Annotated in this window: 12 protein-coding genes; 3 read left to right on the top strand and 9 right to left on the bottom strand. The window is 64.3% G+C overall.

Going from position 1 to position 11988, the window contains the following annotated elements:
• Positions 1-9: 9 nt before the first annotated feature.
• The 3 genes from zwf to pgl are packed head-to-tail and all read left to right on the top strand — an operon-like array spanning position 10 to position 3280.
• Positions 10-1551, top strand: coding sequence for a glucose-6-phosphate dehydrogenase (gene zwf, locus E3O65_RS10610; protein WP_134363693.1), 1542 nt, complete (start codon positions 10-12; stop codon positions 1549-1551).
• Positions 1548-2507 carry a glucose-6-phosphate dehydrogenase assembly protein OpcA gene (locus E3O65_RS10605; protein WP_134363692.1) on the top strand — a complete coding sequence of 320 codons (960 nt, stop codon included), beginning with the start codon at positions 1548-1550 and terminating at the stop codon, positions 2505-2507. The genes zwf and E3O65_RS10605 overlap by 4 nt, the downstream gene beginning before the upstream one ends.
• 2 nt (positions 2508-2509) lie before the next feature.
• A complete protein-coding gene (gene pgl, locus E3O65_RS10600; protein WP_134363691.1) occupies positions 2510-3280 on the top strand; it encodes a 6-phosphogluconolactonase in 771 nt (256 codons plus the stop codon).
• Between the two features lie 79 nt (positions 3281-3359).
• Here the strand turns inward: pgl and E3O65_RS10595 are convergent, their stop codons facing one another.
• The 9 genes from E3O65_RS10595 to uvrC all read right to left on the bottom strand — a co-directional run bounded on the left by E3O65_RS10595 (position 3360) and on the right by uvrC (position 11984).
• Positions 3360-3728 carry an RNA polymerase-binding protein RbpA gene (locus E3O65_RS10595; protein ID WP_134363690.1) on the bottom strand — a complete coding sequence of 123 codons (369 nt, stop codon included), beginning with the start codon at positions 3726-3728 and terminating at the stop codon, positions 3360-3362.
• 93 nt (positions 3729-3821) lie between these two features.
• Positions 3822-4073: a preprotein translocase subunit SecG gene (secG, locus tag E3O65_RS10590; RefSeq protein ID WP_104170978.1), complete on the bottom strand. Its 252-nt coding sequence runs from the start codon at positions 4071-4073 to the stop codon at positions 3822-3824.
• 169 nt (positions 4074-4242) lie between these two features.
• Complete coding sequence (gene tpiA, locus E3O65_RS10585) at positions 4243-5043, bottom strand: triose-phosphate isomerase (RefSeq protein WP_134363689.1); 801 nt, start codon at positions 5041-5043, stop codon at positions 4243-4245.
• The gene (locus E3O65_RS10580) at positions 5034-6248 is read right to left on the bottom strand and encodes a phosphoglycerate kinase (RefSeq protein ID WP_134363688.1); all 1215 of its coding nucleotides are present in this window, start codon (positions 6246-6248) and stop codon (positions 5034-5036) included. Before E3O65_RS10580 ends, tpiA begins: the two co-directional genes overlap by 10 nt.
• An 11-nt stretch (positions 6249-6259) precedes the next feature.
• Positions 6260-7264 (bottom strand): type I glyceraldehyde-3-phosphate dehydrogenase, encoded by a 1005-nt coding sequence (gap, locus tag E3O65_RS10575; RefSeq protein ID WP_134363687.1) that lies wholly within the window; start codon positions 7262-7264, stop codon positions 6260-6262.
• 84 nt (positions 7265-7348) lie between these two features.
• Positions 7349-7975, bottom strand: a complete 627-nt coding sequence (locus E3O65_RS10570; RefSeq protein ID WP_134363686.1) for a superoxide dismutase — start codon at positions 7973-7975, stop codon at positions 7349-7351.
• Positions 7976-8100: 125 nt separating this feature from the next.
• The gene (gene whiA / locus E3O65_RS10565; protein WP_134364096.1) at positions 8101-9081 is read right to left on the bottom strand and encodes a DNA-binding protein WhiA; all 981 of its coding nucleotides are present in this window, start codon (positions 9079-9081) and stop codon (positions 8101-8103) included.
• Between the two features lie 96 nt (positions 9082-9177).
• Complete coding sequence (gene rapZ / locus E3O65_RS10560) at positions 9178-10053, bottom strand: RNase adapter RapZ (RefSeq protein WP_134363685.1); 876 nt, start codon at positions 10051-10053, stop codon at positions 9178-9180.
• Positions 10054-10115: 62 nt separating this feature from the next.
• Positions 10116-11984 (bottom strand): excinuclease ABC subunit UvrC, encoded by a 1869-nt coding sequence (gene uvrC, locus E3O65_RS10555; protein WP_134363684.1) that lies wholly within the window; start codon positions 11982-11984, stop codon positions 10116-10118.
• Positions 11985-11988: the final 4 nt, after the last annotated feature.

Raw genomic sequence — 11988 nt, 5'->3', positions numbered from 1 at the left:
AGGAGCCGCATGTCCCCGGTGGAAATCACCCCGGAGTTCAATCCTCTGCGTTCGCCGAACGACTACCGTCTGAATCGGATCGCCGGTCCCAGCAGCCTCGTGATCTTCGGAGTCACCGGTGACCTGTCACGGAAGAAGCTCATGCCGGCCGTCTATGACCTGGCCAACCGCGGGCTGCTCCCGCCTGGGTTCGCACTCGTTGGCTTCGCGCGCCGGGACTGGACCAACGAAGACTTCATGAAGGTCGTGCACGACTCTGTCAAGGAGTACGCGCGCACAGAATTCAATGAGGACGTATGGGCCCAGCTCGCCGAGGGCATCCGTTTCGTCCCAGGGTCCTTCGACGACGCCGCGTCGTTCCAACTGCTCAAGGACACGATCGCCCAGCTCGACCAGGAGCGCGGAACGATGGGCAACCACGCGTTCTACCTGTCGATCCCCCCCAAGGCTTTCCCTCAGGTGACGGAACAGCTTCGCCGTTCCGGCCTCGCCGAGCAGAAGGCCGGCCAGTGGCGCCGGGTCGTGATCGAGAAGCCGTTCGGCAGTGACCTCCAGACAGCGCGCGAGCTGAACGCTGTGGTCGAGTCGGTCTTCCCGCCGGACTCCGTCTTCCGTATCGACCATTACCTGGGCAAGGAGACGGTGCAAAACATTCTGGCGCTGCGTTTCGCGAACCAGCTGTACGAACCGATCTGGAATGCCAACTTCGTCGATCATGTGCAAATCACGATGGCCGAGGATATCGGTGTCGGTGGCCGAGCCGGCTACTACGACGGCATCGGAGCGGCCAGGGACGTCATCCAGAACCACCTCCTGCAGTTGCTGGCACTGACTGCCATGGAAGAGCCCATCTCCTTCGATGCGGCCGACCTCCGAACGGAGAAGGAGAAGGTACTCGCGTCCGTGCGTCTCCCGGATGACCTGGCCCTTGGCACGGCGCGCGGGCAGTACACGGGCGGCTGGCAGGGTGGCGAAAAGGTTCTCGGCTTTCTCGAGGAGGACGGGATGGACCCCGAATCCCGCACCGAGACGTATGCCGCACTGCGATTGACCATTGAGACTCGGCGCTGGTCCGGGGTGCCGTTCTATCTGCGCGCAGGCAAGCGCCTCGGGAGACGAGTGACCGAGATCGCCGTGGTGTTCAAGCGCGCGCCGCAGCACCTCTTCGCGAAGGGGAATTCCGCACCGCTGGGCGAGAACGCACTCGTCATCAGGGTGCAGCCCGACGAGGGCGTCACCATCCGCTTCGGTTCGAAGGTCCCCGGTGCCGGAATGCAGGTACGCGACGTGACAATGGACTTCGGCTACGGCCATGCCTTCACCGAGGCCAGTCCGGAGGCGTACGAAAGGTTGATCCTCGACGTACTCCTGGGTGACCCGCCACTCTTCCCCCGGCACGAAGAGGTCGAGTTGTCCTGGAAGATCCTCGACCCGATCGAGGAATTCTGGGCAGACCAGGGCCAGCCGGAGCAATACCGGCCCGGCACCTGGGGCCCGGCCTCGGCCGATGAACTGCTGTCCCGCGACGGCCGACACTGGAGACGCCCATGATCGTCGATCTGCCCAACACGACCACCTCCAAGATCTCGAAGGCTTTGGTGCGCATCCGGGAGGAAGGCGGTGCCGTTGCCCTCGGTCGCGTGCTCACACTGATCATCGCCTCCACCATGGGTCGGGAGGAGGAGGCCATCGAGGCAGCGAACGACGCCTCCCGCGAACACCCCATGCGCGTGATCGTGCTGTCAACGATGGATCAGGACAGGGCCGAGCCGCTGGCCGCCCGGGTCGACGCCGAGATCCGGGTCGGCGGCGACGCCGGAGCGAGCGAGGTCATCGTTCTGCGCGCCTACGGAGACGCCGCCAGCGATCCGGAAAGCCTGGTCACGGGCCTGCTCCTGCCCGATGCCCCCGTCGTGGCGTGGTGGCCAGGTGTGGCGCCGACCGTCCCGGCAGAGAGTCCGCTCGGACGCATAGCCCACCGCCGTATCACGGATGCCTCAGCCCAGCCGGACCCTCAATCCGCCCTGCACAACCTGAGCAGCTCGTACCGCCCGGGAGACACGGACTTCGCGTGGACGCGGCTCACCCTCTGGCGGGCGCAATTGGCCGCGGTCCTCGACCAGCCGCCTTTCCAGCCCGTCACGGCCGTGCAGGTCACCGGAGCCGCTGACTCGCCCTCGACGACGCTGCTCGCCGCCTGGCTGGCCCTGCAGCTGCAGGTCAGCGTCGACTACGAATTCACCACGGGTCCGCTGTCACACGGCATCCGCAGTGTTCAGCTCACCCGGGCGGCAGGTGTGATCTCTCTCGAACGCGAGGTTCCCGCCGTCGCCCGCCTTACCCAGCCTGGACAGCCCGTTCAGGACCTCACCCTCAAACGGCGCAGCCTGCGCGATTGTCTCAGCGACGAACTGCGCCGTCTCGACCCGGATGAGCTGTATGGTGAGGTCATTACGCGCGGCCTCCCGCACCTTGACGATGTGATCGTAGAACAGAACGAAGGATGACCGTGACCAACGAACGACGCGTACTCGTGCACCCGAATCGGGCGGCTCTCGCCGCCTCCGTGGCCGCCCGTTTCATCACAACGACCGTTGACATCCTGCACGAGCAGGGAGAGGTGAACGTGGTACTGGCCGGCGGTTCCGTCGCAATGGAAGTGTTGGAGGCCGTCAACGCCTCCGCCGCCCGCGACACCATCGACTGGGACCTGGTCACGTTCTGGTGGGGCGACGAGCGCTGGGTACCGAAGGAACACCCCGACCGCAACGAGCTCCAAGCACGCACCGCTCTGCTCGACCACATCTCAGTGCCGGCCGAGAACATCCACCCGTTCGCAGCCTCCGATGAAGGACTTGACCTCGAAGAAGCTGCCACCAGCTACGCCGAACTGCTGGAGTCCCGCTCCATCGATGGAACGCAGCTTCCGCGGTTCGACATCACTTTCCTGGGAGTGGGCCCAGACGGGCACGTCGCTTCCCTCTTCCCGCACTTGCCCGGCATTCGGGAGCATGACAAGAGTGTGCTCGCGGTTCTCAACTCCCCCAAGCCCCCGTTGGAGCGCCTTACCCTGAGCCGCCCCGCCCTCAACACCTCACGGTGCATCTGGATGGTCCTGGCCGGGCACGACAAGGCCTCGGCACTCGGCCTCGCCCTCGCGGGTGCCAGCCGAGATGAAGTACCGGTTGCGGGCATCAAGGGCCGTCGGTACACCAACTTCTTCGTCGACCAGGAGGCAGCCGCGGAGGTTCCGGAAAACCTCACCGCATCGACGTTCTAGAGTCGGTAATGCAACGCAGAAAGGCCCCGACGAATGTCGGGGCCTTTCTGCTTTGCGTACGAGCGATGGATGTCGACCGTCAGTTCGTCGCCGACAACTTGCCGCGACGCACGCGAAGCTGCTGCAGCGCCTCTTCGAGAAGCGACTCTGCCTCTTCCTCCGTACGACGTTCCTTCACATAGGCCAGGTGCGTTTTGTACGGTTCGAGTTTGACCACCGACGGAGGGTTCGCCTTGTCCCGCCCGGCCGGAAGCCCGGACGACGGGCAATCGATCCTTTCGGGGATCTCTTCGTCGGGGAGGTTGGCGGCGAAGTACCGCACGGTCTCGTTGCCGAGAGCATCCCAGTAGGACACCTTGATCCGGTCCGCGTGAAAACCGCGGTCCTGCTCCCCCATCGGGCCGGCACCGACCCGGGATCCCCTGATTGCGCTGCCACCAGATGCCATATTGTTCCTCCGCTTGAAAAGGGCGTTGAAGCCGATTGACCGGTTGAGCCGATGCTCGTCGAACCTGTGAAACGAGAGCTGTGAAACGGGAGGCTAAAGCCCCGTGTCGAACTTGGTGATCAAACCCAGGATCACAATGCACGTGATCCACAGCAGCCCCAGGATGACGGTGATGCGGTTGAGGTTGCGCTCGGCAACACCGGACGCCCCGAGGTTGGACGTGACACCTCCGCCAAACATGTCGGAGAGACCGCCACCGCGCCCCTTGTGGAGCAAAATGAGCATGGTCAGCAGGAGGCTCGTAATTCCGAGCAATACCTGCAGCACAACCTGGAGAATCTCCACGCGAAACCTTTCACAGTGCGATGGGCACACATGTCCCATCAAGATCAGTGATAATCATAGCCTGAGTAGCGAACCAGCCCACCGGCCCCCTATTGGGGGCCGATGGGCTGGTTCCAAGACTGCTACCTAGTTCTCGGCCGTTTCAGACCATTTAGTGCAGACCGTTCTGTTACAGCCCGACGTGCTTCTGGAACCGGACGATGCTCGAGAACTCGTCGATGTCCAGGCTGGCGCCGCCCACTAGGGCGCCGTCAACATTCGGCTCGCGCATGTAGCCCGCGATGTTGGAGCCCTTGACCGAACCGCCGTACAGGATGCGGGTCTTGTCGGCCACATCCTGGCCCAGCGATTCCTGCAGAACGAGGCGAAGCTGCGCAGCCACCTGCTCGGCCTGCTCAGGCGTTGCCGCCTGGCCGGAACCGATCGCCCAGACGGGCTCGTAGGCGACGACGAAGTCGGCCGCGTTGGACACGCCCGCAAGGGCCGCTCGCAGCTGGGCTACCGGCACGGCGCTCGGGCCGTGCAGTTCTAAGTCCGCGGCGGTCTCGCCGACGCAGATGATCGGAACGAGGTTGTGCTTGAGCGCGGCCGTGACCTTTGCCGCGACGACCTCGTCAGTCTCGGCATGCAGTGTGCGTCGTTCGGAGTGACCGATCAACACGTACTTGCACTCGAGCTGCGCGAGGAAGGCACCGGAGATCTCGCCGGTGTAGGCACCAGAGTCCTGGGCCGACAGGTCCTGGCCGCCGAAGGCGATCGGGAGCTTGTCGGCGGAAACGAGCGTCTGCACCGAGCGCAGGTCCGTGAACGGTGGGAACACCGCAACCTCGACCGCTGCGACATCGTGCTTCGCATCCTTAAGATTCCACGCGAGCTTCTGGACGAATGCGATGGCCTGGAGGTGGTCCAGGTTCATCTTCCAGTTGCCGGCAATCAGCGGAGTGCGCCGTGGGTGTTCGTTTACTGCCATCCGAGGACCTCCAGTCCTGGTAGTCGCTTGCCTTCGAGGAACTCGAGGCTGGCGCCACCGCCGGTTGAAATGTGACCGAACTGGTCATCGGTGAATCCGAGGGTGCGAACCGCGGCGGCGGAGTCTCCGCCGCCGACGACGCTCAGTCCATCGACCTCGGTCAGCGCGGCGGCCACAGCACGGGTGCCCTCCGCGAACGGCTCTAACTCGAACACGCCCATGGGACCGTTCCAGAAGACCGTCTTCGATGCACGGATGATCTCGGCGAAAGCCGCACCCGTCTCCGGTCCGATGTCCAGGCCGAGACCGGTGGCACCGAATGCGGTGTCCTCGATCGCGTTGGACGGGGTGACCGTGATCTCAGCGTCGGCCCCGAACTTCGAGGCGACGACGATGTCCGTGGGCAGCACGATCTTCACGCCCAGGCGCTCCGCTTCCAGAAGGTAACCGCGTACGGTCTCGATCTGGTCGGATTCCAGCAGGCTTGCGCCCACCTTGTGGCCTTGTGCCGCAAGGAACGTGTAGGTCATGCCTCCACCGATGAGCAGCGAGTCGACACGGGGCAGCAGGTGTCCGATAACGCCCAGCTTGTCCGAGACCTTCGATCCACCCAGAACGACCGCGTACGGCGATTCCGGCTTCTCCGTAAGACGATCGAGAACTTCGAGCTCCGCGGCGATCAGGAGCCCGGCCGCGCTGGGAAGAATCCCGGCGAGGTCGTACACACTGGCCTGTTTGCGGTGCACGACGCCGAAGCCGTCCGAGACGAGCACATCGCCCAGAGCGGAAAGCTCCGTGGCGAATGCGCCGCGCTCGGCGTCATCCTTCGCGGTCTCCCCCGCATTGAAGCGGAGGTTCTCGAGAACGACGACTTGGCCGTCAGTCAGGGCGGCTACGGCAGCCTGCGCTGAAGCCCCGACCGTGTCCGTGGCGAATGCCACGTTCGCGCCCAGGAGTTCGCCGAGACGGACCGCAACCGGGCCCAAGCTGTACTTGGCTTCCGGTGCTCCCTGAGGACGCCCGAGGTGCGACACGACGACAACGCGCGCACCCTGTTCGACAAGGGCCTTGATGGTGGGCAGGGATGCCCGTACGCGGCCGTCGTCGGTGATCTGACCGTCCTGCAACGGCACGTTCAGATCACATCGGACGATGACACGTTTTCCGCCGAGATTCCCCAGTGATTCGATAGTACGCAGCGTCACTGCGGACTCCGTTAGAGGCTCTTGGCGACGAGCGCGGTGAGGTCAACCATGCGGTTGGAGTAGCCCCACTCGTTGTCGTACCATGCGGACAGCTTGACCTGGTCGCCGATGACGCGCAGCAGGCCGGCGTCGAAGATCGAGGAGTGCGGGTCGGTGACGATGTCGCTGGAGACGATCTCGTCTTCGGTGTACATGAGGATTCCCTTGAGGGGGCCCTCAGCAGCGGCCTTGTACGCAGCCTTGATGGCTTCGACGGTAACGGGGCGCTCGGCAACGACGGTGAGGTCGGTGATGGAACCGGTGGGAACCGGAACGCGCAATGCGAAGCCGTCAAGCTTGCCCTTGAGCTCAGGCAGAACCAGGCCCAGGGCCTTGGCTGCACCGGTCGAGGTCGGGATGATGTTCAGTGCGGCGGCGCGGGCGCGACGCAGATCGGAGTGGGGGCCGTCCTGAAGGTTCTGGTCGGCCGTGTACGCGTGGATCGTGGTCATCAGGCCGTGCTTGATGCCGAAGTTGTCGTTGAAGACCTTCGCGAGTGGCGCGAGGCAGTTCGTGGTGCACGACGCGTTGGAGATGATGTCGAACTTGGCCGGGTCGTAGTCCGCCTCGTTGACACCCATGACGATCGTGGCCGCGTCGCCTGAGGCGGGAGCGGAGACGATGACCTTCTTGGCACCGGCGGTGATGTGCTTGCGCGCATCGTCGGCCTTGGTGAAGCGTCCGGTGGACTCGATCACGATGTCGACGCCCAGGGCAGCCCACGGAAGGTTGGCCGGGTCGCGCTCGGCGAGGACCTTAATCGGCTTGCCGTTGACGAGGATGGTGTCACCATCGACCTCGACGGTGGCGGGCAGGCGACCGGTGATGGAGTCATATTTAAGAAGGTGAGCCAGCGTCTTCGCCTCGGTGAGGTCGTTCACGGCGACGATCTCGATGTCGCTGCCCTGGGCCAGGACGGCGCGAAGATAATTACGACCGATGCGGCCGAATCCGTTAATACCAATCTTTACAGACACAGATGTCTCCTCATACTTGTGCGCCGAAGCGCGGTTTTTTGGTTGAACGGGACGGGCTGCCGGCCCCCGAGGGGGCCGGCTCCTCTAGGAGAGGAGCAGAAGTCCGTTGGTCTTTTCGCGTGCCACGGTGAAGCGTTCCTGGACATTCGCCCAGTTGACGATATTCCAGAATGCCTTCACGTAATCGGCACGAACGTTGCGGTAGTCGAGGTAGTACGCGTGCTCCCAGACGTCGAGCATCAGCACGGGGATCGTACCGGCAGCGAAGTTCGCCTGCTGGTCGAAGAACTGCTGGATGATCAGGCGCTGGCCGATGGAGTCCCAGGCCAGAACGGCCCAGCCGGATCCCTGAACGCCGAGCGCCACGGCCGCGAAGTGCGCCTGGAACTTGTCGAAGGACCCGAAGTTGTCATCGATCGCACTGGCCAGTTCGCCGACAGGCTTGTCGCCGCCGTCGGGCGAAAGGTTGGTCCAGAAGATCGAGTGGTTGACGTGGCCGCCAAGATTGAAAGCGAGGTCCTTCTCGAGCTTGTTCACGTAGGTGAGGGTGCCGGCGTCGCGCGCCTCGGCCAGCTGAGCGAGGGCGGTGTTCGCACCCGTCACGTAGGCCTGATGGTGCTTGCCGTGGTGAAGTTCCATGATGGTGCCGCTGATGCTCGGCGCCAGGGCCGAGTAGTCGTAGGCCAGAGCCGGAAGTGTGTATTCAGCCAATGTGCATCTCCTCTGTAGTTGTCGGCGCGAAATGCTCCGCCACCAGTTCGTGAGCAACCATTCCAGTCTACTCAGGATGGGCTGGGGCTGCGACGAACGTGGATGAACGCTGAGTGCCGAGCACGTCAGACGTCGTCGAGATCCGTGGGAAGATTCGCGTCGGTTCCGGGAATGCCCAGATCGGAGGCTTTCTTGTCGGCCATGGCCAGCAGCCGACGGATGCGTCCGGCGACGGCGTCCTTCGTCATGGGCGGTTCGGCGTGGTGGCCGAGCTCGTCCAGACTGGAATCGCGGAAGGAGAGACGTAGGTCCCCCGCGTACCGGAGGTGCTCCGGGATGTCGTCACCGAGGATCTCCATGGCACGCTGAACGCGCGCACACGCGGCCACAGCTGCCTGTGCGGAACGGCGCAGGTTCGCGTCGTCAAAGTTGACCAGACGATTGGCGGTCGCGCGCACCTCACGGCGCTGGCGGAGGGCTTCCCAGTTCAGAACGGTCTCCTGGGCACCCATCTGAACGAGCATCGCACCGATAGCGTCGCCGTCACGGATGACGACGCGGTGCACGCCGCGCACCTCGCGAGCCTTGGCGACCACCCCAAGGCGCCCGGCGGCTCCCACGAGCGCCATGGCGGATTCGTTGCCGGGGCAGGTGACCTCCAGAGCCGCGGACCGGCCAGGGTCGGTCAGGGACCCGTGGGCGAGGAAAGCCCCTCGCCAGACGGCAGCGATTTCTTCCTTCGATCCCGTGGTAAGCCGGTTCGGGAGCCCGCGGATCGGGCGCCGTCTCGCGTCGAGCAGGCCCGTCTGACGCGCGAGAGTCTCGCCCCCGTCGAGCACCCGCACCAAGTAGTGACTGGCGCGGCGCAGTCCCGCTGCGGGGATCACGGTTACGTCGCTGCGCACGCCGTACAGTTCGGCGAGGTCCTTACGCACCCGCCGGGCGAGAAGTGGGGTGTCCAGCTCCGACTCGATCGCGATCCTTCCGGAAATCATATGCAGTCCACCGGAGAAGCGAAGGATGGTCGCCAGTTCCGCTGCACGCACCGTGGTCTTTGAAATTTCGACGCGAGCAAGCTCGTCTTTGACGTCGGCGGTGAGTGCCAATCGCTTGTCCATTCTGTCGTCCTGGCCACAGGTGGCCGAGTTGTATTCGTTCTGGCCGGAGTCGGTGCCTGCTGCAAGCAGTCACCGATGGCCGGGTCATTCTCGTCCGAGGTCGCGATTCTTGATGCTGACGGCGACGCCGGGGAAATCCTTGACCAGGGCCGCGATTTCCGCGGCCATGGCGACCGAGCGGTGCTTGCCGCCCGTGCACCCGACCGCAATGGTCGCGTGGCGTTTGTTCTCCCGCTGATAGCCGGCGAGGACCGGTTCCAAAGCGGCTGCATAGTGCCGGATGAAGTCCCGCGCACCGGTCTGATCGAGAACGAAGTCCCGCACCTCCGCATCCTGGCCGTTGTGGGCCCGCAGCTCAGGGACCCAGAACGGGTTGGGTAGGAAACGAACGTCGGCGACCATGTCGACGTCGGTGGGGAGACCATATTTGAAGCCGAAGCTCATCAAGGTGACATGCACACCGGCGGCGTCCTCGGCGGCGAACCGGTCGGAGATCGCTGTGGCCAGCTGGTGGATGTTGAGGTCTGACGTGTCGATAACGAGGTCGCAGGACTCGCGCACGGCGCTGAGCTTGTGCCGTTCGGCCGAGATACCGTCGAGGATCGTGCCCTCACCCTGCAGCGGATGCGGGCGACGTACGGATTCGAACCGGCGCACGAGCACATCGTCGCGTGCCTCGAGGAAGATGACCCGAACCTGGGACGTCCTCCGCAGCGAGTACAAGATCTCCTGGAAGTCCGAGAAGAAATCCCCGCCGCGAATGTCGACAACGGCCGCGATCTTGGGCAGGCTCGTGCCGGCGCGACCCACGAGTTCGACGAGCGGACGCAGCATCTGTGGCGGCAGATTGTCGACCACGTACCAGCCCAGGTCTTCGAGGGCGTTGGCCACCGTGGAGCGACCTGCGCCGGACATTCCTGTCACGATAAGCATTTCCTGCCTGTCGTTCTCCGTTGTCATTCTGCGCTGCGCCTTCGATCGGATGGAACCTAAGTGATCAGCCTACCGATCAGCCGGGCGGTTCAGACGCGCAAGTGCCGATGAATCGCCTCCGCCAGAACCGGGCCGATGCCGCGGACCTCGGCAATCGTCTCCACCTGAGCCTCCTTGAGCCGGGCGACAGAGCCGAAATGTTGCAGGAGCACTTTCACCCGAGCCGGGCCGAGACCGGGGACCTCCCCCAGCACCGACGTGATGTCGCGCTTCCGTCTCGAGCGCTGGTGCACGATCGCGAACCGGTGCGCCTCGTCCCGGATGCGCTGGATCAGGAAGAGGGCGTCGCTGTTCCGCGGCAGGATCACCGGGTAGTCGGAGTCCGGCAGCCAGATCTCCTCAAGCCGTTTTGCGATTCCGCACAGTTGGATGCCCGTCACTCCCGACTCCCGCAGGGCGCGGGCCGCCGCGGCAACCTGCGGCTGGCCACCGTCGACGATGAGAAGATTCGGCTGGTAACGGAATTTCTTGCGCTTGCCCACGGCATCGCCCTCGGTTTCCGGGGCAGCAACCTCGTCGGGGAGCAGGTACGCCAGGCGTCGCGTGAGCGTGCGGTAGATGGAGTCCGTGTCATCCGTCGACTCGGGAATGCTGAACCGACGGTACTCGTCGGTGCGCGGCAGGCCGTCCTCGAAGACCACCATTGACGCGACGATATTGGTGCCGCTGAGGTGCGACACGTCATAGCATTCCATTCGGAGGGGTGCCGACGGCATTTCCAGTGCCTCCTGAATGTCTTCGAGTGCCTTGGACCGCGCCACGAAGTCAGAGCTTCGCCGGGTCTTGTAGAGCATCAGCGCGTGCTTGGCGTTCTGGGTGGCCGTGGCGAGCAACGCCGCCTTCTCCCCGCGCTGCGCGGCGACGAGTCTGACTTTGCGCTTGCCGACGCCGGCCAGCCAGGTCTCGAGCGCCTCGGCGTCGTCGGGTAGTTCCGGTACCACTATCTCGCGGGGTGGCACTGCCCCTGATCCGTAGGCGGTGAGCATGATCGAGTCGATCAGATCGCCCGTCGTGAGGTCGAGCTCCTTGTCGACCATCCACCCGCGAACACCGCGGATACGCCCGCCACGCACGATGAATAGTTGCACGGCGGCGGCCAGCTCGTCTTGGTCGATGGCGAAGAGGTCGATATCGACGTTGTCGCGGAGCACGACGGCGCTCTTCTCCAGCACAGCGTCCAGTGCCCGAACCTGGTCGCGCCGTTTCGCGGCGACCTCGTAGTTCTGGGTCAGCGCGGCATCCTTCATCTCCGCGGTGAGCTTGTTGATCAGCTTGCGATCCTGGCTTCCCATGAAGCTGACGAACTCAGTGACGATCGCGCGGTGCTCATCAATGGTGACCGTGCCGGAGCAGGGGCCGAAGCAGCGTCCGATCTGCCCGGCGAAACAGGGTTTGCCGGATTGCATGGCGCGTTTGTAATTGGCGTTGTTGCAGGTACGGATGGGGAAGGCCTTGAGCATGAGCTCGATGGTTTCGTGCACGGCCCAGACCTTGGGGTACGGCCCGAAATAGCGGGCCCCTCGGATGCCGGTGGTGCGGGTGACGAGGGCCCGCGGCGCCTCGTCGGCGAGGGTGACCGCCAGGTAGGGGTACGACTTGTCGTCCTTGAACTGCACATTGAACGGCGGATCGAACTCGTTGATCCAGGTCCACTCCAGTTGCAGGGCCTCCACCTCGGTGCCGACGACCGTCCACTCCACCGAGTTGGCCGTGGTGACCATGCGCCGGGTGCGCTCGTGCAGGCTGCTCAACGGAGCGAAGTAGTTGGCGAGCCGTGCCCGCAGATTCTTGGCTTTACCGACGTACAGCACCCGGCCGGTTTCGTCGCGAAACCGGTAGACTCCGGGGCTCGTCGGGATCTCGCCCGTTTTGGGGCGGTAGCTCAGCGCGTCGGACATATCG

The sequence above is a fragment of the Cryobacterium breve genome (genome assembly GCF_004402375.1).
Taxonomy (GTDB): Bacteria; Actinomycetota; Actinomycetes; order Actinomycetales; family Microbacteriaceae; genus Cryobacterium; species Cryobacterium breve.
Note: the sequence above shows the minus strand (reverse complement) of the source record. Positions and strands in the feature narration are given on the sequence as shown.